Source organism: Kitasatospora cinereorecta, from assembly GCF_024172095.1.
GTDB lineage: Bacteria > Actinomycetota > Actinomycetes > Streptomycetales > Streptomycetaceae > Kitasatospora > Kitasatospora cinereorecta.
The window spans coordinates 748,664-769,028 of the sequence record NZ_JAMZDX010000001.1; the positions used below are offsets into that span (position 1 = coordinate 748,664).

At 71.0% G+C, this 20,365-nt stretch carries 21 protein-coding genes; 19 read left to right on the top strand and 2 right to left on the bottom strand.

Going from position 1 to position 20,365, the window contains the following annotated elements:
• Positions 1-133 precede the first annotated feature (133 nt).
• The 14 genes from FHR36_RS03465 to FHR36_RS03530 all read left to right on the top strand — a co-directional run bounded on the left by FHR36_RS03465 (position 134) and on the right by FHR36_RS03530 (position 13,035).
• Positions 134-1,396, top strand: a complete 1,263-nt coding sequence (locus FHR36_RS03465; protein WP_253793646.1) for a serine hydroxymethyltransferase — start codon at positions 134-136, stop codon at positions 1,394-1,396.
• Positions 1,397-1,568: 172 nt separating this feature from the next.
• On the top strand, positions 1,569-2,909 hold the full coding sequence (locus FHR36_RS03470) for an MraY family glycosyltransferase (protein ID WP_253793648.1): 1,341 nt from the start codon (positions 1,569-1,571) through the stop codon (positions 2,907-2,909).
• Positions 2,910-3,113: 204 nt separating this feature from the next.
• Positions 3,114-3,548, top strand: a complete 435-nt coding sequence (locus FHR36_RS03475) for a Cg1360 family ATP-synthase-associated protein (RefSeq protein WP_253793650.1) — start codon at positions 3,114-3,116, stop codon at positions 3,546-3,548.
• 264 nt (positions 3,549-3,812) lie between these two features.
• Positions 3,813-4,640, top strand: coding sequence for a F0F1 ATP synthase subunit A (gene atpB / locus FHR36_RS03480; RefSeq protein WP_253793652.1), 828 nt, complete (start codon positions 3,813-3,815; stop codon positions 4,638-4,640).
• 81 nt (positions 4,641-4,721) lie between these two features.
• Entirely contained in the window at positions 4,722-4,952 is a 231-nt protein-coding gene (atpE, locus tag FHR36_RS03485; RefSeq protein ID WP_253793654.1) for an ATP synthase F0 subunit C, read from the top strand.
• Positions 4,953-4,993: 41 nt separating this feature from the next.
• On the top strand, positions 4,994-5,548 hold the full coding sequence (locus tag FHR36_RS03490) for a F0F1 ATP synthase subunit B (protein WP_253793657.1): 555 nt from the start codon (positions 4,994-4,996) through the stop codon (positions 5,546-5,548).
• A complete protein-coding gene (locus tag FHR36_RS03495; protein WP_253793658.1) occupies positions 5,545-6,360 on the top strand; it encodes a F0F1 ATP synthase subunit delta in 816 nt (271 codons plus the stop codon). The genes FHR36_RS03490 and FHR36_RS03495 overlap by 4 nt, the downstream gene beginning before the upstream one ends.
• Before the next feature lie 155 nt (positions 6,361-6,515).
• Positions 6,516-8,090 carry a F0F1 ATP synthase subunit alpha gene (gene atpA / locus FHR36_RS03500; protein ID WP_253793660.1) on the top strand — a complete coding sequence of 525 codons (1,575 nt, stop codon included), beginning with the start codon at positions 6,516-6,518 and terminating at the stop codon, positions 8,088-8,090.
• 32 nt (positions 8,091-8,122) lie between these two features.
• Positions 8,123-9,037 (top strand): F0F1 ATP synthase subunit gamma, encoded by a 915-nt coding sequence (locus tag FHR36_RS03505; protein ID WP_253793662.1) that lies wholly within the window; start codon positions 8,123-8,125, stop codon positions 9,035-9,037.
• Between the two features lie 2 nt (positions 9,038-9,039).
• Positions 9,040-10,485, top strand: a complete 1,446-nt coding sequence (atpD, locus tag FHR36_RS03510; protein ID WP_253793664.1) for a F0F1 ATP synthase subunit beta — start codon at positions 9,040-9,042, stop codon at positions 10,483-10,485.
• A gap of 206 nt (positions 10,486-10,691) precedes the next feature.
• Entirely contained in the window at positions 10,692-11,075 is a 384-nt protein-coding gene (locus FHR36_RS03515) for a F0F1 ATP synthase subunit epsilon (RefSeq protein WP_253793666.1), read from the top strand.
• 137 nt (positions 11,076-11,212) lie between these two features.
• The gene (locus tag FHR36_RS03520; RefSeq protein ID WP_253793668.1) at positions 11,213-11,713 is read left to right on the top strand and encodes a DUF2550 domain-containing protein; all 501 of its coding nucleotides are present in this window, start codon (positions 11,213-11,215) and stop codon (positions 11,711-11,713) included.
• Positions 11,714-11,819: 106 nt separating this feature from the next.
• Positions 11,820-12,449 carry a Uma2 family endonuclease gene (locus tag FHR36_RS03525; protein ID WP_253793671.1) on the top strand — a complete coding sequence of 210 codons (630 nt, stop codon included), beginning with the start codon at positions 11,820-11,822 and terminating at the stop codon, positions 12,447-12,449.
• A gap of 13 nt (positions 12,450-12,462) precedes the next feature.
• Entirely contained in the window at positions 12,463-13,035 is a 573-nt protein-coding gene (locus FHR36_RS03530) for a cob(I)yrinic acid a,c-diamide adenosyltransferase (RefSeq protein ID WP_253793673.1), read from the top strand.
• Positions 13,036-13,038: 3 nt separating this feature from the next.
• On the opposite strand, the gene FHR36_RS03535 is transcribed toward FHR36_RS03530, so the two are convergent.
• Positions 13,039-13,572, bottom strand: a complete 534-nt coding sequence (locus tag FHR36_RS03535) for a hypothetical protein (protein ID WP_253793674.1) — start codon at positions 13,570-13,572, stop codon at positions 13,039-13,041.
• Between the two features lie 131 nt (positions 13,573-13,703).
• On the opposite strand from FHR36_RS03535, the gene FHR36_RS03540 reads away from it, so the two are divergent.
• The 5 genes from FHR36_RS03540 to FHR36_RS03560 all read left to right on the top strand — a co-directional run bounded on the left by FHR36_RS03540 (position 13,704) and on the right by FHR36_RS03560 (position 19,535).
• Positions 13,704-14,885 carry a sensor histidine kinase gene (locus tag FHR36_RS03540; protein WP_253793676.1) on the top strand — a complete coding sequence of 394 codons (1,182 nt, stop codon included), beginning with the start codon at positions 13,704-13,706 and terminating at the stop codon, positions 14,883-14,885.
• Positions 14,882-15,526: a response regulator gene (locus FHR36_RS03545; protein WP_253793678.1), complete on the top strand. Its 645-nt coding sequence runs from the start codon at positions 14,882-14,884 to the stop codon at positions 15,524-15,526. The genes FHR36_RS03540 and FHR36_RS03545 overlap by 4 nt, the downstream gene beginning before the upstream one ends.
• Before the next feature lie 143 nt (positions 15,527-15,669).
• The gene (locus FHR36_RS03550) at positions 15,670-16,536 is read left to right on the top strand and encodes a 3-hydroxyacyl-CoA dehydrogenase family protein (RefSeq protein ID WP_253793680.1); all 867 of its coding nucleotides are present in this window, start codon (positions 15,670-15,672) and stop codon (positions 16,534-16,536) included.
• A gap of 359 nt (positions 16,537-16,895) precedes the next feature.
• A complete protein-coding gene (locus FHR36_RS03555) occupies positions 16,896-17,231 on the top strand; it encodes an STAS domain-containing protein (protein ID WP_253793682.1) in 336 nt (111 codons plus the stop codon).
• A 123-nt stretch (positions 17,232-17,354) separates the two neighbouring features.
• Positions 17,355-19,535, top strand: a complete 2,181-nt coding sequence (locus tag FHR36_RS03560) for an ATP-binding protein (protein WP_253793684.1) — start codon at positions 17,355-17,357, stop codon at positions 19,533-19,535.
• Here FHR36_RS03560 and nucS read toward each other — a convergent pair.
• Positions 19,532-20,191 carry an endonuclease NucS gene (nucS, locus tag FHR36_RS03565; RefSeq protein WP_253793686.1) on the bottom strand — a complete coding sequence of 220 codons (660 nt, stop codon included), beginning with the start codon at positions 20,189-20,191 and terminating at the stop codon, positions 19,532-19,534. The two genes, FHR36_RS03560 and nucS, sit on opposite strands and share 4 nt — an antisense overlap.
• Between the last annotated feature and the right edge of the window lie 174 nt (positions 20,192-20,365).

A 20,365-nucleotide genomic window follows, 5' to 3' on the forward strand; every position in this document is an offset into this window, starting at 1 on the left:
CCGTGCTCGGGCAGTGCCGGTTGGTCGGGCGTGCTCTGACGGCGGTACGCCGGTGTGTGCGGACGGGCCGCAGGCCCGGTGCGGACCTACCCTGGGAGGTGCCCCAAGCCCGCCGCTGCCCGGGAGCCACGCGATGACGGTCACCGATGCCGTGCAGACCCACTGGGAGGCCTCCGCGGCCCTGAGGCAGGCGGATCCGCTGGTCGCCGACCTGCTGTCCGCCGAGGCCGAGCGCCGCGCCGACAGCGTCCAGCTGCTGGCCGGCGAGAACCTGGTGAGCCCCGCCGTCCTGGCCGCGCTCGGCGGCCCGCTGGTCGACAAGTACGCCGAGGGCTACCCCGGCCACCGCCACCACACCGGCTGCGCCCCGGCCGACACCGTGGAGGTGCTCGCGGTCGACCGGGCCTGCCAGCTGTTCGACGCCCCGCACGCCAACGTCCAGCCCCGGTCCGGGACTTCGGCGATGCTGGCGGCCTACGCGGCGCTGCTGCGGCCGGGCGACGCGGTGCTGGCGCTCTCGCTGGAGCACGGCGGACACCTCAGCGCCGGCTCGCGGTCCAACTTCTCCGGACGCTGGTTCGACTTCGTCGGCTACGGGGTGCGCGAGGACGACGGCCTGATCGACCTCGACCAGGTGCGCGAACTGGCCCACCGGCACCGCCCGAAGGCGATCATCGCCGGCGGCATCTCCTACCCCCGGCACTGGGACTGGGCGGCCTTCCGGGAGATCGCCGACGAGGTGGACGCCTATCTGATCGCCTCCGCCGCGCAGACCACCGGCCTGGTCGCGGCCGGCGCCGCGCCGTCGCCGGTGCCGTACGCCGACGTCACCGTCGCCGCCACCCACAAGCTGCTGCGCGGCCCGCGCGGCGGCCTGCTGCTGTGCACCGCCGAACTGGCCGACCGGATCGACCGGGCGGTGTTCCCGTTCTGCCAGGGCGGCGCGGCGATGAACGAGGTGGCCGGGAAGGCCGTCGCGCTGGCCGAGGCGGCCACCCCCGAGTTCGCCGCCTACATCGGGCGCGCGGTGGACGGCGCCCGGGCGCTGGCGGCGGCGCTGGGGGAGTCCGGCGCCCGGCCGATGACCGGCGGCACCGACACCCACCTGGTGACCGTGGACGTCAGCCCGCTCGGCCTGAGCGGCCTGGAGGCCGAGCGGCGGTGCGCGGCGGCCGGGGTGATGCTCGGCAAGTGCGCGCTGCCGTACGACCCGGCGCCGCCCACCGAGGCGTCCGGCATCCGGCTCGGCACCGGGACGGCCGCCGCCCAGGGCATGGGGGAGGAGGAGCTCGGCGAGATCGGTCGGCTGGTCGGCGGGTTGCTCGGGGACGGGACGGACGGCGCCGTCCGGTCCCGGATCCAGGAGCTGGCCAGGGCGTTCGCGGGCCGGCGATGAGCACGCCGCCGCCTTGCTTCCCGTATTGCCTCCGGTCCGGGGCGAACCGCGATGCGCGCGGGGAGCGTCGGACTCAATAAGGTGTGCTCCGTGGCGACGCACCTCGAACCCCGAAACACGACGGGAGTACCCTGCGTACTCGACTGTCGGAGCGTGAACCAGGAGGCCAGTGGTGCGTGAGTATCTGCTGGTCCTGTTCGTGTCCGCAGCGGTGACCTACCTGCTGGTCAGCCCGGTCCGGAAGTTCGCCATCGCGGCCGGTGCGATGCCGGCGGTGCGCGCCCGTGACGTCCACCGGGAGCCCACCCCGCGGCTCGGCGGCATCGCCATGTTCGGCGGTCTGCTCGCCGGTCTGCTGGCCGCCTCGCAGCTGACCAACCTCGGTCGCCTGTTCGACCAGACCGCCGACGTGAAGGCGCTGCTCTCCGGCGCCGGGATCATGTTCGTGCTGGGTGTGCTGGACGACAAGTGGGGCGTGGACGCCCTGGTGAAGCTGGGCGGCCAGATGGTCGCCGCCGGTGTGATGGTCTGGCAGGGCGTGACGGTCATCTCGATCCCGGTGCCCGGCTACGGCCAGGTCGCGCTCACCCCGACCCAGGGCATGCTGATCGCGGTCGCCCTGGTGGTCGTCATGGTGAACGCGGTGAACTTCATCGACGGCCTGGACGGCCTGGCGGCCGGCATGGTCTGCATCGCCGCGATGGCCTTCTTCCTGTACTCCTACCGCCTCTGGCTCGGGTACGGGATCAACGACGCGGCGCCCGCGGCGCTGTTCAGCGCGGTGCTGATCGGGATGTGCCTGGGCTTCCTGCCGCACAACCTGCACCCGGCGCGGATCTTCATGGGCGACTCGGGCTCGATGATGCTCGGCCTGATGCTGGCGGTCAGCGCCATCTCGATCACCGGCCGCGTCGACCCCGACCTGATCACCTACCAGACCGGGTCCAAGACGGCCACCGTCCACGCCCTGGTGCCGATCTACATCCCGCTGGTGCTCCCGCTGACCGTGATCGCGCTGCCGCTGGCCGACCTGCTGCTGGCCGTGGTCCGCCGCACCTGGGCCGGCAAGTCGCCGTTCGCCGCGGACAAGCAGCACCTGCACCACCGCCTGCTGGAGGTCGGCCACTCGCACAGCCGGGCCGTCCTGATCATGTACTTCTGGGCGGCGCTGATCGCCTTCGGCACCGTCGCGGTCTCGGTCACCAACACCGGCCGCGCGGTGGTGCTCACCATGGCCGGGCTCTGCCTGGTCGGCATCGTGGTGCTGCTGATGCCGCGCTTCCGTCCGCACGCGCCCCGGGCCGTGCAGGCCTTCGTGCCGCCGCGCTACCGCAAGGGCGAGCCGGCCGTCGCGGAGCGGGCCGAGGTGCTCGCGGAGACCGCCGGGGCGACCGTCGAGGACGCCCCGCAGACCCCGGCGATGGCCGAGCTCTCGGCCGAGGACAAGGCCCTGCTGGGCCGGCTGGGCACCGGCGCGCACGCGGTCGGCCCGCGCGTCGACCAGAAGGGCTGACCGTACGTCAACTGGCTTCGCCCGTACGGCGGGCACTGCTGGGCCGTTGGTGTGACAGGTACCACACGTTCATGGTAAAGCTCTCATCAAATAGTTTGTGATACCGTTCACGAGTACCGAGAACACGCCGAAGACCTCTAGTGGCCGGCCGTTCACGTTCTCGGCCTTCCCCCGTCACTACGACATGCCGCCGGAGTTGCCGACATGCCGTCCCACGACGCCCGGATCCTCCGCGGCGCCGCAATCCCCACTGCGGTCGCCGGACTGATCGCCATGGCGATCTCCACCGGAGTGGTGGGGTCGAAGGGGCTGCTTGGCGCGCTCTTCGCGACACTGCTGGTGATCGTGTTCTTCGGGTCCGGTCTGATCGCCCTCGACCGGCTGACGAGGAACAACCCGCAGATGCTGATGCCTGCGGCGCTGATGGTCTACACGACGCAGATCCTGCTGGTCGGCATCGTCCTCGCGCTGTTCAAGGACACCACGCTCTTCGACACCAAGGTGTTCGGCTTCACCCTTCTCGGTCTGGTGCTGATCTGGACGGCGTTCCAGGTCAGGGGTGCGTTGAAGGCGAAGATCTCCTACGTCCAGCCGGACGTCGACCGCGACGACAAGCCGAAATCCGGGCGTCAATCGTGAGCGGGGCGCACCGTCCCTCTCGCGAGGGGGGCGGTGTTTATGCCCCTCTGACGGACTGCTATCGTCCGTCCCAACGGCGGAGTACGGGAAGCGGCCAGGTCCCTCCGATGATCGGACGGATCGCCCCCCGACTCCACGAAGTCTTCGAAGATCCCGCAGCGGCGATAGCGGCCGCGCGGGGTCAGCGAGAAATCCAACAAGTCCCAGTGCCGCACCGTGGCCGCAGGCCACGCCGACACACCGAGGTTGCCGTAACCATGCGTCATGACGAAGGAGTCTGTGGTGGGTGCTGACTTCCAGCTCGCCTCCGAGGCCGGGTGCCACCTGAACTCCGGCTGCGGCTTCCCGGCCCCTGGCCTGAACGAGTTCGACTTCAAGCCGATCTTCACCGTCGGCGGGGTCGACTTCACCAAGCCGATGCTGCTGTCGATCATCTGCGCGGTTCTGGTGGTCGTCTTCTTCTGGGCCGCCTTCGCCAAGCCGAAGATCCTCCCCGGCAAGCTGCAGCTGGTCGGCGAGATCGGCTACGACTTCGTCAAGCGCAGCATCGTGCTGGAGACGATCGGCAAGAAGGGCGAGAAGTACGTCCCGATGCTGGTCTCGATGTTCTTCTTCGTGTGGATCATGAACATCATGTCCATCATCCCGTTCGCCCAGTTCCCGGTGATGGCGAAGATCGCCTTCCCGGTGGGCCTCGCGGCGGTTGTATGGGTCACGTACATGACCCTGACGTTCAAGAAGCACGGCTTCGTCGGCGGTCTGAAGAACCTCTGCTGGCCCTCGGGCATCCCCGGCTGGGTCATGTTCATCCTGGTCCCGATCGAGTTCATCTCGAACATCTTCGTGCGCCCGTTCACCCTCGCGGTCCGAGCCTTCGCGAACATGTTCGCCGGCCACCTGCTGATCGTGGTGTTCTCGGTCGCCTCCTGGTACCTGCTCAGCCCGAGCATCGGCGCCCTCTACGGCTCCGTCTCCTTCGTGGTCGCCGTCGCGCTGACCGGCTTCGAGCTGCTGGTCCAGTTCCTGCAGGCCTACATCTTCGTGATGCTCGCCAGCAGCTACATCGCCGGTGCCCTCGAAGAGGCTCACTGAGCACCGCAGCCCAACGGCTGCGCCCCGAACTCCCGGTGGCCAACACCCACCGGTACTCCATCCCGCAAAGGATTAGCTGAGATGTCCGTTCTCGCCGAAGGTGTCCACGGTTCCGTCGCGTCCATCGGTTACGGCCTCGCCGCGATCGGCCCCGGCATCGGTGTCGGCCTGATCTTCGGTAACGGTGTGCAGGCCATGGCCCGTCAGCCCGAGGCTGCCGGCCTGATCCGTTCCAACATGTTCATCGGCTTCGCGCTGACCGAGGCGCTCGCGCTCATCGGCATCGTCATGCCGTTCGTCTACGGCAAGTAAGTCTGGCCCACCGGTAGCCAGTTTCGACGAAAGGTTCTGATATGTACCCCGAGGTCATCCTCGCGGCGGAGGAGCAGATGAACCCGCTCCTCCCCGCGTGGCCCGAGGTCATCATCGGCCTGCTCTGCTTCTTCATCGTCTTCGGCCTTCTCGGTAAGAAGCTCCTCCCCAGCATCGAGAACGTGCTGGCGGAGCGCCGTGACGCCATCGAGGGCGGCATGAAGCGCGCGGAAGCTGCTCAGGAGGAGGCTCAGGCCCTTCTCGAGCAGTACCGCGGCGAGCTGGCCGAGGCGCGTCACGAGGCCGCTCGGATCACCGAGCACGCCCGTGAGCAGGGTGCCGCCCTGATCGCAGAGATGCGCGAGGAGGGCCAGCGTCAGCGCGAGTCCATCGTCGCCGCCGGCCACGCCCAGATCGAGGCCGACAAGAAGCAGGCGACTGCCGCCCTGCGCCAGGACGTGGGTTCGCTGGCCTCCCAGCTGGCCTCCCGCATCGTGGGTGAGTCCCTCGAGGACCACGCCCGGCAGAGCGGCGTGATCGACCGCTTCCTCACCGAGCTCGAGGCCAAGGCCGCTGCCTCGGCGGGCGCCAAGTGATCGGCGCCAGCCGTGAGGCGCTGGCCGCCGGCCGCGAGAACCTCGAGAGCCTGACCGACAACACCTCGGTGGACGCGGCCAAGCTCGCCGAGGAACTCGCCGCGGTCACCGTGCTGCTGGACCGCGAGGTCTCGCTGCGCCGGGTGCTGACCGACCCGTCCCGGTCGGGCCAGGACAAGGCCCAGCTGGCCGGCTCGCTGCTGTCCGGCCAGGTCTCCGGCGAGACCGTCGACCTGGTCTCCGGCCTGGTCCGCTCCCGCTGGTCGGGCGCGCGTGACCTGGTCGACGCGGTCGAGGAGCTCGGCGCCTACGCCGAGGTCATCGCCGCCGACAAGGCCGGCTCGCTGGACGACCTCGAGGACGAGCTGTTCCGGTTCGGCCGCGTGGTCGCCGGCTCGCACGAGCTGCGCGCCGCGCTCACCGAGCCGAAGGCCGGCACCGCCGCCAAGGCGGAGCTGATCAAGAAGCTGCTCGGCGGCCGCGCCAACGCGGGCACCGTCCGCCTGGTCACCGCCCTGGTCACCAACCCGCGTGGCCGTAGCCTGGAAGGCGGCCTGGAGTCCTACTCCAAGCTCGCCGCCGCCCGTCGCGGGCGCGTGGTGGCCCTGGTCACCACCGCGATCCCGCTCTCGGACCGGCAGAAGGAGCGGCTCGCCGCCGCCCTGGCCGGCCTCTACGGGCGCCAGGTGCACCTGAACATCGACGTGGACCCCGCGGTCCAGGGCGGTGTGCGGGTGCAGATCGGTGACGAGATCATCGACGGCACCGTCGCGAGCCGCCTCGAGGGCGCTCGCCAGGGCCTCGAAGGCTGAGCACCAAGCACCATCCGACCCTCGGTCGGGCGTCGGTTCACACCGAGTGAACCGGCAAAACGTACGGCCGGTTCACCCGACCCGGCCGAGAGTCGAGTACTTGCGGCCCTCAATGGCGGGCCGAGGATCGCAAACTAGGAGAGCAGGGAAGCCTGATGGCGGAGCTTACGATCCGTCCGGAGGAGATCCGGGACGCGCTGGCCGACTTTGTCCAGTCGTACCAGCCGGACGCGGCCTCGCGTGAAGAGGTCGGCACGGTCACCGAGGCCATGGACGGCATTGCCAAGGTCGAGGGTCTGCCCTCGGTCATGGCCAACGAGCTGCTGAAGTTCGAGGACGGCACCCTCGGCCTCGCGCTGAACCTCGACACCCGCGAGATCGGTGTCGTCGTCCTCGGTGAGTTCTCGGGCATCGAGGAGGGCCAGACGGTGCAGCGCACCGGCGAGGTCCTCTCCGTCCCGGTCGGCGACGGCTACCTCGGCCGCGTCGTGGACCCGCTGGGCAACCCGATCGACGGCCTGGGCGACATCGCCACCACCGGCCGCCGCGCCCTGGAGCTGCAGGCCCCCGGCGTCATGGTCCGCAAGTCGGTCCACGAGCCGATGCAGACCGGCATCAAGGCCATCGACGCGATGACCCCGATCGGCCGCGGCCAGCGCCAGCTGATCATCGGCGACCGCCAGACCGGCAAGACCGCCGTCGCGATCGACACCATCATCAACCAGCGTGACAACTGGCGCTCGGGCGACCCGAAGAAGCAGGTCCGCTGCATCTACGTCGCCGTGGGCCAGAAGGGCTCCACCATCGCGTCCGTCCGCGGCGCCCTGGAGGAGGCCGGCGCGCTGGAGTACACCACCATCGTGGCTGCTCCCGCCTCCGACCCGGCCGGCTTCAAGTACCTCGCCCCGTACACCGGCTCGGCCATCGGCCAGGAGTGGATGTACGACGGCAAGCACGTCCTGATCATCTTCGACGACCTGTCGAAGCAGGCCGAGGCCTACCGCTCCGTCTCCCTGCTGCTCCGCCGCCCGCCGGGCCGCGAGGCCTACCCGGGTGACGTCTTCTACCTGCACTCCCGCCTGCTGGAGCGCTGCGCGAAGCTCTCCGACGAGCTGGGCGCCGGCTCGATGACCGGTCTGCCGATCATCGAGACCAAGGCCAACGACGTCTCGGCGTACATCCCGACCAACGTCATCTCCATCACCGACGGCCAGTGCTTCCTGGAGTCCGACCTGTTCAACGCCGGCATCCGCCCGGCCGTGAACGTCGGTATCTCGGTCTCCCGCGTCGGTGGCTCCGCCCAGATCAAGGCCATGAAGTCGGTCGCCGGCCGCCTGCGCCTGGACCTGGCCCAGTACCGTGAGCTGGAGGCGTTCGCCGCCTTCGGTTCCGACCTGGACCCGGCCTCCAAGGCCCAGCTGGAGCGCGGTGCGCGCATGGTCGAGCTGCTGAAGCAGGGCCAGTACCAGCCGTTCCCCGTCGAGGAGCAGGTCGTCTCCATCTGGGCCGGCACCACCGGCAAGCTGGACGACGTCCCGGTCGCCGAGATCCGTCGCTTCGAGCGCGAGTTCCTCGACCACCTGCGCCTGGAGCACAAGGGCATCCTCGCCGGCATCGTCGAGACCCAGAAGCTCGAGGACGGCACCATCGACGCGCTGACCAGCGCGATCGAGGGCTTCAAGCAGGGCTTCACCACGGCTGACGGCAAGCTCCTGTCCGAGCAGGCCTGAGTCCGGTAACGAGGGAAAGGACGTAACGACCCATGGGAGCACAGCTTCGGGTCTACAAGCGCCGGATCCGCTCTGTCACCGCGACGAAGAAGATCACCAAGGCGATGGAGATGATCTCCGCGTCGCGCATCGTCAAGGCGCAGCGCGCGGTGGCCGCCTCCACTCCGTACGCCGATGAGCTCACCCGGGCGGTGACGGCGGTGGCCACCCGGTCCAACGCCAAGCACCCGCTCACCACCGAGAACCCGAACGCCACCAAGGCCGCCGTGCTGCTGATCACGGCGGACCGCGGTCTGGCGGGCGGTTACTCGACCAACGCCATCAAGCAGGCCATCGCGCTCAGCGCGAAGCTCCGCGACGAGGGCAAGGACGTGGTGACGTACATCGTCGGCCGCAAGGGCGTCTCGTACTACAACTTCCGCAACCTGTCGGTCGCGGGGTCGTACACGGGGTTCTCGGACAAGCCGACCTACGGTGACGCGAAGGCTGTCGCGGCCGAGCTGATCGAGGCCTTCACGGCCGAGACCGGCGGCGTGGACGAGCTGCACCTGGTGTCGACCAAGTTCGAGTCGATGCTGACGCAGACCGCCCAGGACGCCCGGCTGCTGCCGCTGAAGCTGGACGAGGTCCAGCTCAGCGACGAGACGCCGGCCAAGCACCAGATCTTCCCGCTGTACGACTTCGAGCCGTCGGCGGAGGGCGTCCTCGACGCGCTGCTGCCGCGGTACGTCGAGAGCCGGATCTACAACGCGCTGCTGCAGTCGGCCGCTTCCGAGCACGCCGCCCGCCGCCGCGCGATGAAGAGCGCGACGGACAACGCCGGCGAGCTCATCAAGTCGCTCACGCGGCTTGCCAACTCGGCCCGTCAGGCCGAGATCACCCAGGAAATCAGCGAGATCGTCGGCGGTGCCAACGCGCTCGCAGACGCTAGCCGCGGGAGCGAATGAGTATGACCACCACTGTTGAGCCGACCACGGCGACGGGCCGCGTCGCGCGGGTCATCGGCCCGGTCGTCGACGTGGAGTTCCCCGTCGACGCGATTCCCGACATGTTCAACGCCCTGCACGTCGAGGTGGACAACCCCGACGGCACGGGCAAGAAGACCCTGACCCTCGAGGTTGCCCAGCACCTCGGCGACGGCCTGGTCCGCGGCATCTCGATGCAGCCGACCGACGGCCTGGTCCGTGGCGCGACCGTGACCGACCTCGGCGAGGCCATCTCCGTCCCCGTCGGCCAGATCACCAAGGGCAAGGTCTTCAACGCCCTCGGTGAGGTGCTGAACGTCGACAAGGCCGAGTTCGAGTCGCAGGTCGAGGTCCGCTGGCCGATCCACCGCAAGGCGCCGGAGTTCAAGGACCTCGAGTCGAAGACCGAGATGTTCGAGACCGGCATCAAGGTCATCGACCTGCTCACCCCGTACGTGACCGGTGGCAAGATCGGTCTGTTCGGTGGTGCCGGTGTCGGCAAGACCGTTCTGATCCAGGAGATGATCTACCGCGTCGCCGAGAACTTCGGTGGTGTGTCGGTCTTCGCCGGTGTCGGTGAGCGGACCCGTGAGGGCAACGACCTCATCCACGAGATGGTGGACTCGGGCGTTCTGGACAAGACCGCGCTGGTCTTCGGCCAGATGGACGAGCCGCCGGGCACCCGTCTGCGGGTCGCGCTCTCCGCGCTGACCATGGCGGAGTACTTCCGCGACGTCGAGAAGCAGGACGTGCTCCTCTTCATCGACAACATCTTCCGGTTCACCCAGGCCGGTTCCGAGGTGTCGACCCTGCTCGGCCGTATGCCCTCCGCGGTGGGCTACCAGCCGAACCTGGCCGACGAGATGGGCCTCCTCCAGGAGCGCATCACCTCGACCCGCGGTCACTCGATCACCTCGATGCAGGCGATCTACGTCCCCGCGGACGACCTGACCGACCCGGCGCCGGCCACCACCTTCGCCCACCTGGACGCGACCACCGTTCTGTCGCGCCCGATCTCGGAGAAGGGCATCTACCCGGCCGTCGACCCGCTGGACTCCACGTCCCGCATCCTCGACCCGCGGTACATCACGCAGCTCCACTACGACACGGCCGTCCGTATCAAGGGGATCCTGCAGAAGTACAAGGACCTGCAGGACATCATCGCGATCCTCGGTATCGACGAGCTGTCCGAGGACGACAAGATCACGGTGCACCGCGCCCGTCGCATCGAGCGCTTCCTCTCGCAGAACACCTACGTGGCGAAGCAGTTCACCGGTGTCGAGGGTTCGACCGTGCCGCTGTCGGAGACCATCGAGGCCTTCAACAGCATCGCGGACGGCAAGTACGACGCCGTTCCGGAGCAGGCCTTCTTCATGTGCGGTGGCATCGAGGACCTCGAGCGCAACGCCGCCGAGCTGGCCAAGAAGTAATCGCCCGGCCGGCTGACGGCTGACCGAACCGTTGAGGGGTGGTCCCCGGCACCTGGGGGCCACCCCTCACGGTCAGGTACGGCTGTGATCCCGGTCATTTCCGAGCCCTTGGTTTCATTCCGGGGGCACGGGCCCGTTATTCTTACCGAAACTGTCGAGAAATTGGCGCCAGTGTCGATGTCTCGGCAAGAGCCTAGGAGCCCACGTTGGCTGAGCTGCACGTCGAGCTGGTCGCAGCCGACCGCAAGGTGTGGTCCGGTGCGGCCACCATCGTTGTCGCCCGTACGGCCTCCGGTGACACCGGCATCATGCCGGGCCACACCCCGGTGCTGAGCGTGCTGGAGACCGGTCCGGTCACCATCCGCACCACCGATGGCGGCACCGTCATCGCCGCGGTGCACGGCGGCTTCATCTCCTTCGCCGACAACAAGCTCTCGATCCTCGCCGAGATCGCCGAGCTGGCGGACGAGATCGACGTCGCGCGCGCCGAGCGGGCGCTCGAGCTGGCCCAGTCCGAGCTCGACGCGCACGCCGAGCGTCGCGCCGAGGTTCGCCTGCTGGCCGTCCGCGGCCTCAAGGCGCACGTCTGAGCGTAGCTTCACCGACGGTCCCGGGGACGCGTGAGCGTGACCCCGGGACTGTCGTATCAGTTGGTAGGACAGTGCGGTCGCCTCGGTCGTCGAGACGGTCGGCAACGGGGATGAAGGTAGCGAGGAGGTCGGTGAGCATGGTCCTCGCCCTTGTGGTGTGCGCGGTGGTCGTCGCCGTCGGCGTGGCCGGGTTGGTCGGATTCGCCGTACGACGCCGCCTCATCCAGCGCGTCGGCGGGACCTTCGACTGTTCCCTCCGCCTCAAAATGCCCGCCGACGCGTCCACGCAGCCCGACCTCGACGAGCACGGACAGCCCACCTCCGCCCCGGTCCCGGTGACCGACGGCAAGGGGTGGGTTTTTGGTATCGGGCGGTACAGCGGCGACTCCATCGAGTGGTTCCGGGTCTTCTCGTACGCGCCCCGCCCGCGACGCACCCTGCCCCGCACCGACATCGAGGTGCTCGGCCGCCGCTACCCCGAGGGCCAGGAAGAGCTCGCCCTGCTCTCCGGCTCCGTCGTCCTGCGCTGCCTCCACCACGGCGCCCCCCTCGAGCTCGCCATGAGCGAGGACGCCCTCACCGGCTTCCTCGCCTGGCTCGAAGCCGCACCCCCCGGCCAGCGCGTCAACGTCGCCTGACCCGATCACCCGTTCCGGTGGTTCGCCTGTGAACCACCGCCGCCCGCCTGGCTCGTTGTGCAGACTCGCCTCGGCCGTTCAAACTGGCGGAGGAGGTGGGTTCCGCATGACCGCTCTGGCCCATGAGGCAGATCTCGACTTCGAAGACGCTCCCGACCTCGACGAGGTGCTGTGGCAGGCGTGGAAAACCCTCGAACTCCCCGAAGGCTTCCGAGCCGAGATCGTGGAGGGGTGCATCGAGGTGTCACCGACTGGCGGAGGCGAGCACGCGCTGGTCGCCAACATGCTGCGGCGAGAACTGGACCGGTTCCTGTCGGGGGGAGAGGCAGCGGCCTACCAGGACACCAATGCGATCTTCGGGCGCAAGGTTTGGATCCCGGATGTGCTCGTCACCGCCGCTGACCTGCGCTCGGTACTCGATGGCGACAGGCTCGGCGCGTTGGCCGAGCACATCGGGCTGATGGCCGAGGTGGTCTCTCCCGGACACGACGCTCGCAAGCGCGACCTGGTGCGCAAGCGCCGGGCGTACGCGCGGGCCGGTGTCCCGGTGTACGTGATCATCGACGACTTCGACGGGGTGGGGCACGTGACGGTGCTGTCCGCGCCGAACGCCGAGAAGGCGAGCTACGAGGCCGAGGTGCGGATGCCGTACGGGACGGAGGTCGTCGTGCCGGACGGGCCGGCGAAGGGGTTTGTGATCGGCGTCGCAATCACGGGTGAGCCGCGCGGGGCGTGAGTACGCTGCGGGCATGGTGAATCTGACGCGTATCTACACCCGGACCGGGGACGACGGCACGACGGCGCTGGGCGACATGAGCCGGACGACCAAGACCGACCCGCGACTGATCGCCTATGCGGACACCAACGAGGCCAATGCCGCGCTGGGTGTCGCGATCGCGGCGGGCGGGCTGCCGGAGGACGTCTCGGTGGTGCTGACCCGGATCCAGAACGACCTCTTCGATGTGGGCGCGGACCTGGCGACGCCGGTGGTGGAGAACCCGGAGTACCCGCCGCTGCGGGTGGTGCAGTCGTACATCGACCGGCTCGAGGCGGACTGCGACCACTACCTGGCGTCGCTGGAGAAGCTCCGCAGCTTCATCCTGCCGGGCGGCACCGCCGGTGCGGCCTACCTGCACCTGGCGTGCACGGTGGTCCGCCGGGCCGAGCGCGCCACCTGGGCGGCGATCGAGACGCACGGCGACACCGTCAACCCGCTGACCGCGAAGTACCTGAACCGCCTCTCCGACCTGCTGTTCATCCTGGCCCGGACGGCCAACAAGGAGCGCGGCGACGTCCTGTGGGTGCCCGGCGAGAACCGCTAGGACCTACGCCTTCGGGCGCTTGGGGAAGAGCGTGTAGCTGGCGGCGATCGCCAGGTTGATGCCGGCGACCAGGGCCATCCGCGGGTACCAGGGGTCGAGGCCGGCGGTGCGGGCCGGGGCGTCGACCAGCCACTGGATGGCGGCGATCAGGGCGACGGTGATGGCGCAGGCCAGCGTGGTGAGGCCGGCGACGGTCCACTCATGGGCGGCGCGGGGCCGCCCGTAGCGCGGGGCGCGGGGCGGCTTCGGGCCGCCGGCGAGGCGGTGGGCGGCGTGGGCGTCGGCGCGGGTGACCAGGCGGTGGCCGAAGACGACGGTGAAGCCGACGTACGAGGCGGCGAGGCCGTGGGTCCAGTCGGCGGTCGCGCCGGCGCGCAGGTCGGCGACGGTGGCGACGAGGACGGCGAGGTCGACCGCGGGCAGCAGCAGGAGCAGGGCGGCGCCGACCCGCCGCCACTTCAGCAGGTAGCGGGCGGCCAGTCCGAGCGCGAGGACGACCCAGAAGCCGACCTCTCCGGCGACGATCAGGGAGACCATGGCTCCGATCGTGCCGGGAGCGGGGGCGCGGGTCGTCGTCCGCGGCGGCGGACCGGGGTGCGACCTTCGATGTACGGCGGCTCGTTCCCGGGGTCGGTCCGGCCCGGGGCGACGGATGGTGGGATGGGGGAATGACGCTCTCCCCCCGGCAGCAGGACCTGGCGATCGCGCTGGCCGGTCTGCTCGCCGGCCTGCTGCTGGTGTCGGTCGGCGCCTACGACCGGAACGAGGACGTGCCGGCGTGGCTGGCGATGGTGCCGGTGGTGGTGATGGCGGGGCTGGAGGTGATGCGGCGCTCGCACACCGTGTGGACGGTCAGCGTCGGCGGGGTGGTGTTCGGCGTCGGGGTGTTCTACGGCTCGGTGCTGGCCATGGTGGTGATGTACACGGACCTGCTGTACGCGGGCGTGCTGTACGGGCGGCCGCGGATGGGCAAGGTGCTGCACCTGACCGGCGGCGCCACCACGCTGGTGCTCTCCAGCCTGACGCTGCTCTACGCGGACGTGCCGAACGCGCTGGTGGTGGCGGGCTTCTGCGGTCTGATCTTCATCGCGCCGGTGTGGACGGCCGACCTGGTGCGCCGCCACCGGGACCGGGCCGAGACGGAGCGGCTGCGCGCCGAGCAGACCGCGCTGCTGGCGGAGCTGGACCGGCGCGGCGCGGTGGTGGCGGAGCGGGCCCGGATGGCCCGCGAGCTGCACGACGTGATCGCCAACCACCTGTCGGCGATCGCGATCCACGCCACCGGCGCGCAGTCGGTGGCCCGGCGGCAGGAGCGGACGGCGGACGATCCGCTGGTGGAGGCGCTGGCGGTGATCCGGGAGAACAGCGTGCAGGGGCTGGCCGAGATGCGCCGGATGATCGGCCTGCTGCGCGAGGACAGCCCGGAGGGCCCGTACGCGGCGCCGCGGCTGGACGCCCTGGACACCCTGCTGGCGCAGGCCCGGACGACGGGTCGGGGCGCCGGGCTGGCCTTCGAGGCGTACGAGGAGGGCGAGCGTGGCGAGCTGCCGGCGCCGGTGGAACTGGCCGCCTACCGGATCGTCCAGGAGTCGCTGACCAACGCGCTCAAGCACGCCGCGCCGGGCACGGTGCGGCTGCGCATCGGATACCGTCCGGACGAGGTGGAGATCACCGCGGAGAGCCCGCACCGGGAGGGGCAGGGCCGGAAGCTGCAGGGAGCGGGGGCGGGACTGGTGGGCATGGGGGAGCGGGCGCAGCTGCTCGGCGGCAGCTTCACGGCCGGGCCGGCGGACGGGTTGTGGCGGGTGCGGGCGGTGCTGCCGCGCGAGGCGAAGGGGGAGCAGCCGTGATCCGGGTGCTGGTGGCGGAGGACCAGGCGGCCGTCCGGGCGGCGCTGGTGATGATCCTGCGGTCGGAGCCGGGCCTGGACGTGGTGGGGGAGGCCGCGGACGGCGAGGAGGCGGTGCGCCTGGCCCTGGAGCTGCGGCCGGACGTGGTGCTGATGGATGTTCAGATGCCCCGGCTGGACGGGGTGGCGGCGACCCGGCAGGTGGTGGCGGCCGGGGCGGCGCAGGTGCTGGTGCTGACCACCTTCGACCTGGACGAGTACGTGTGGGGGGCGCTGCGGGCGGGGGCGGCCGGCTTCCTGCTGAAGGACCTGGAGGCGGACGCGCTGGTGGAGGGGATCCGGACGGTCGCCCGCGGGGACGGCATGCTGGCCCCCTCGGTGACCCGCCGGCTGATCTCCTCCTTCGCCCGTCCGGAGCAGGCCCCGCCGCCGCACGACCTGGCCGGGCTCACGCCGCGGGAGCGGGAGGTGCTGGGCTGCCTCGGTGCGGGCCTGTCCAACGGGGAGATCGCCGCCCGGCTGGACATGGCGGAGGCCACCACCAAGACCCACGTCAGTCGGATCCTGGCCAAGCTGGCGCTGCGCAGCCGGGTGCAGGCGGCGATCCTGGCGCAGGAGCTCGGCGTACGCCCACCCGACTGACCGTCAGGTGACGACGCAGATCACACCGCCGAATGGCACCACGCGGGCGCTTCGGGCACTAAAGTCCCGTGCACGAGCGGCGCGGCTCCGGGGGTGACCCCTGCCCGGGGCCGCATTTCGGACGGCACTCGGGAGACCCAGTCATGAGCAACGCAGCCCCCCAGCAGATCGCCGTGGTCGGTGCCGGCCTCATGGGCGCGGGCATCGCCCAGGTGTCGGCGCAGGCGGGCCACGCCGTGGTGCTGCGGGACGTGACCGACGCCGCCCTGCAGCGCGGCCTGGACGGCATCAAGGCCTCGTACGACAAGTTCGTGGCCAAGGGGAAGCTGACCGCCGAGGACGCGGCGGCGGCGCTGGGCCGGATCACCACCACCACCGACCTGGGCGCGGTCTCCGAGGCCGACATCGTGATCGAGGCCGTCTTCGAGAAGCTCGAGGTCAAGGAGGGCGTCTTCCGCGAGCTCGACAAGCTGGCGAAGGACGGTGCGGTGCTGGGCTCCAACACCTCCGCCATCCCGATCACCCGGATCGCCGCGGTCACCGAGCGCCCGGAGTCCGTGGTCGGTGTGCACTTCTTCTCGCCGGTGCCGCTGATGAAGCTGGTCGAGCTGGTCCGCGGCTACAAGACCAGCGACGAGACGCTGGCCCGCGCCCGCGCCTTCGCCGAGGGCGTCGGCAAGGAGGTCGTGGTGGTCAACCGCGACGTGGCCGGCTTCGTCACCACCCGCCTGATCACCGCGCTGGTGGTCGAGGCGGCCAAGCTGTACGAGTCGGGCGTGGCCTCGGCCGAGGACATCGACACCGCCTGCCGACTGGGCTTCGGTCACCCGATGGGCCCGCTGCAGACCGCCGACCTGACCGGGGTGGACATCCTGCTGCACGCCGCGCGCAACATCTACGCGGAGACCCAGGACGAGAAGTTCGCCGCCCCGGAGGTCATGGCCCGCATGGTCACCGCCGGCGACCTCGGCCGCAAGAGCGGCCGCGGCTTCTACGGCTACGAGGGCTGAGCGGCTCGTCCGTGTCCGTCCGTGTCCGGGTGGTGGACGCGCCGTCCGTCACCCGGACGCCCGCCCGGGCGGCCGCCGGCCGGGTGAGTTTGCTCACGGTCACGCCCCGGACGGGTGATTTGGGCGGGAATCGAGCGTGGGTATGGGCACTTCCTGCGTATATTCCCTCGGACGGGTGAAGTTGGTTCAGAGTCCGCCGGGTGGCAGCAACCTGCGGAGATGGTTCACCGTCAGATGAGGGGGGGCAGGGCCGTTCGGCGGGCCCGGCCGCGCGTGACGCGGCACCGCGCCGGGACGGGTGACTCCCGCCCGAGCAGGATCCCCGGAACACCCGGCAGACGGCCGAGGAGGAGGACAGCGTGCGTATCACCGGCGACCACACCGGCCTGGCCATCGAGGGCCGCCTCGACGTCCGCAGCGCCGCCGACGCCCGCGCCCGCCTGCACGCCGCCGTCGACGGCGGCCAGGGCGACCTGGTCCTGGACCTCGGCCGCCTCGAGTTCTGGGACGCCACCGGCCTCGGCGTCATCATGGGCACCCACCGCCGGGCCGGCCGGCTCGGCCGCCGCCTGGTCCTGCGCGACGTCCCGCTGCAGTTGCAGCGCCTGCTGGTCGCCACCCGGCTGCACCGCATCCTCGCCGTCGAGGGCGCCGTCCCCGACGCGTACGGCACCACCCTCCCGGCGCTCGGCTGACCCGTCGCGCCCCGCCGCGACCCGGCGCGGAGCCGGTGCATGACACCCACCTGTTGACCTCGTCACAAGGTGTGGGAAAGTCTGCGCTCAGGAACCGGTGGTGATGAGACGGGGAGCAACGACGTGGAACAGCCAGGCGGCGACTTCCGGCAGGACGGCGTGCGCCCGCGGACCGGTGAACTGGTAAGCGGCGAAAGGCTGCTGACCGTCGGAGGCCCCGACGGCTCGGAGGCCCGGCCGTGCCCCGAGGACTGGCGGCCCGCCCCGCGCCGGATCCGCAGCCTGGTCCAGGCCCGCCCGCAGCTCGGCCCCACCCCTGCGGTCGGCCCGCTCGCCCTGGGCAGCGGCCCCGGCGACCTGCCGCTGCTGGACCGCGAGGCCGACGTCGCCCAACTGCTCGCCCTGCTCGCCGAGGGCCGCTCGGTCCGTCTGGTCGGCCAGCCCGGCTCCGGCCGCAGCGCCCTGCTGGCCGCCGTCGCCGAAGCCGCCACCGAACTCGCGCCGGACGGCGTGGTCCGCCTCAGCGGCCACCGCCGCGGCGTCGACGACCTGCTCCAGGACCTGTTCGCCGCCACCCATCACGCCCCCGAGTTCCGCCCCGACCGGCGCCAACTCGCCGGGCTGCTGGGCGGCGTCGGCGCGGTCGTCGTCATCGACGACGTCGAACCGGCCGGCGACGAGCTGGAGGAACTGCTCGCCGCCGCACCCGAGTGCGCCTTCCTGATCGCCGACCGCCCCGGCAACGCCCAGCCCGCACCCGGCTCCCGGCTGCGCGACCACCTGGTGGCCGGTCTCTCCCGGTCCGCCTGCCTCACCCTGGCCGCCCGGCTGGCCGGCCGCGCCCTGGACGAGGCCGAGCGCGCCTGGGCGGTGGACCTCTGGTTCGAGTCGGAGGGCCTGCCGCTGCGGTTCGTCCGCGCCGCCGCCCTGCTGCGCCACCGGGACGTCACGGTCGACGCCCTGGTCGCCGCCCAGGAGGACCGGGTCGACCTGTTCGGCTCGGTCCAGCACGTCCCCGAACCGGACGACCCCGCCCTGCTGGAGGCGGAGCTGCGCCGCGGGGTGCCGCTGCCCTCCGTCGCGGCGAGCGCCGCACCCGCCGTGCTGCTCGCCGAGGGCCTCGGCGAGCAGGCCCAGGAGGTGCTGCGGCTCGCCCTCGCCCTGGACGGCGAGTGCCCGACCGCCCCGCACCTGCCCGCCCTGATCGACGTCAGCCACGGCGAGAGCGCCCTGCAGGAACTGATCGACTGCGGCCTGGCCGTCTCCGTCGGCGGCCACCACCGCCTCACCGAGGGCGTCACCGCCCAACTCGCCCCGCACTGGCCGCTCGGCGACATCGCGTACGGCGCCGCCGAGCACTTCTCCTGGTGGGTGGGGCACAGCTCGGTCTCCACCCGGCAGATCGCCGCCGAGGGCGAGGTCCTGGTCGCCGCGCTGCGCGCGGACCGCGACGCCGGACGCCCCGAGGCGGTCCTGCGCCTGGCCCGGGCGGCCGCGCCCGCGCTGGCCCTGTCCCTGCGCTGGGGCGCCTGGGAGCGGGTGCTGCAGCTCGGCCTGGAGGCCGCCCGGACGCTCGGCGCCAGCGCCGACGAGGCCTGGTTCCACCACGAGTTGGGCGTGCTGGCGCTGTGCGTCGGCGCCCCGCAGCGGGCCTCGACCGAACTGGACGCGGCGGTGGCGCTGCGCGCCGCCCTCGGCGAGCCGCGCGGCAACGCCTCGGCCCGCCGGATGCTCGACCTGCTGAAGGCGGACATCATGCCGGTCGTCGCGCCCGCGGAGCTGCCGGCGGTCGGGCGGCGGCCGGTGATCCGGGCGATCGCCCAGGTGCCGTATCGTTTCCGCGCCATGCCGCGGACCAGCGGGGACACCCGGCGCACGGTGCTGGCCGCATCCGCGGCGGTGCTCGCGGTCGGGGTGCTCGGCGCCGCGATCGGGCTGAGCGTCACCGGCACCCACGGCTCCTCGGGCGGCGGCCTCCACCCGGGCAACTCGGTCGAGGACGGCGCCGTCCCGGGCGACATGTCCTTCTCGGCCACGCCGTCGGACACCCCGACCGACGCCACCACCGACTCGGGCACCCCGAGCGCCACCGACTCGCCGAGCGCCACCGCGACGACCACCCGCAAGCCCACCCCGAGCAAGTCGCCGACGGCGAAGACCACCACGACGGCCCCGGCGACCACGCCGCCGGTCACGAGCACGACGCCTGCGGGGACACCGACCGCGCCGACCTCGACGGCCACGACGCCCACGGCCACGCCGTCGACCGCAACTCCGACGACGACGGGGCCGACGACGCCCTAGAAGAGCTTCAGCTTGTCGTCGTCGATGCCGCGCAGCTCGTCGTAGTCCAGCACCACGCAGCCGATCCCACGGTCGGTCGCGAGGACGCGGGCCTGCGGCTTGATCTCCTGCGCGGCGAAGACGCCCTTCACCGGCGCGAGCAGCGGGTCGCGGTTGAGCAGTTCCAGGTACCGGGTGAGCTGCTCGACGCCGTCGATCTCGCCGCGCCGCTTGATCTCGACGGCGACCGTGGCGCCGTCGGAGTCGCGGCACAGGATGTCGACGGGACCGATCGCGGTCGGGTACTCGCGGCGGATCAGCTGCCAGCCGGAGCCCAGCACCTCCATCCGGTCGGCGAGCAACTCCTGCAGGTGGGCTTCGACGCCGTCCTTCACCAGTCCGGGGTCGACGCCGAGTTCGTGCGAGGAGTCGTGCAGCACCTCCTCCAGCGTGATGATCAGCTTTTCGCCGGCCTTGTTGGTCACCGTCCAGGTCCCGTCGGCCTCCTTGAGGCTGCACGGCGGGGACATCCAGTTGAGCGGCTTGTAGGCACGGTCGTCGGCGTGGATGCTGACGGACCCGTCGGCCTTCACCAGGATGAGCCGGGTGGCGGACGGGAGATGGGCGGACAGCCGACCGGCATAGTCGACGGAGCAACGGGCAATTACGAGACGCACGGTCGACCACGCTAGCCCACCGAGGCCAGTTGATGCGATTCCGCGACAGCCGGGTGAAGAAAGCGCGGAGGCGGCGAACCATGGTGACCGTACCCTCACCCGCCGTGTCCGGCCGAGGACGGCGCGTACGGTTCGGAGGGGAGCGCAACGGGGATGGAGACATGCGATGAACGG

Coding starts and splice junctions, on each gene's coding strand:
- FHR36_RS03465 (WP_253793646.1), top strand. CDS start 134: ATGACGGTCACCGATGCCGTGCAGACCCACTGGGAGGCCTCCGCGGCC.
- FHR36_RS03475 (WP_253793650.1), top strand. CDS start 3,114: ATGCCGTCCCACGACGCCCGGATCCTCCGCGGCGCCGCAATCCCCACT.
- atpB (WP_253793652.1), top strand. CDS start 3,813: ATGACGAAGGAGTCTGTGGTGGGTGCTGACTTCCAGCTCGCCTCCGAG.
- atpE (WP_253793654.1), top strand. CDS start 4,722: ATGTCCGTTCTCGCCGAAGGTGTCCACGGTTCCGTCGCGTCCATCGGT.
- FHR36_RS03490 (WP_253793657.1), top strand. CDS start 4,994: ATGTACCCCGAGGTCATCCTCGCGGCGGAGGAGCAGATGAACCCGCTC.
- atpA (WP_253793660.1), top strand. CDS start 6,516: ATGGCGGAGCTTACGATCCGTCCGGAGGAGATCCGGGACGCGCTGGCC.
- FHR36_RS03505 (WP_253793662.1), top strand. CDS start 8,123: ATGGGAGCACAGCTTCGGGTCTACAAGCGCCGGATCCGCTCTGTCACC.
- atpD (WP_253793664.1), top strand. CDS start 9,040: ATGACCACCACTGTTGAGCCGACCACGGCGACGGGCCGCGTCGCGCGG.
- FHR36_RS03520 (WP_253793668.1), top strand. CDS start 11,213: ATGGTCCTCGCCCTTGTGGTGTGCGCGGTGGTCGTCGCCGTCGGCGTG.
- FHR36_RS03525 (WP_253793671.1), top strand. CDS start 11,820: ATGACCGCTCTGGCCCATGAGGCAGATCTCGACTTCGAAGACGCTCCC.
- FHR36_RS03530 (WP_253793673.1), top strand. CDS start 12,463: ATGGTGAATCTGACGCGTATCTACACCCGGACCGGGGACGACGGCACG.
- FHR36_RS03535 (WP_253793674.1), bottom strand. CDS start 13,572: ATGGTCTCCCTGATCGTCGCCGGAGAGGTCGGCTTCTGGGTCGTCCTC.
- FHR36_RS03540 (WP_253793676.1), top strand. CDS start 13,704: ATGACGCTCTCCCCCCGGCAGCAGGACCTGGCGATCGCGCTGGCCGGT.
- FHR36_RS03550 (WP_253793680.1), top strand. CDS start 15,670: ATGAGCAACGCAGCCCCCCAGCAGATCGCCGTGGTCGGTGCCGGCCTC.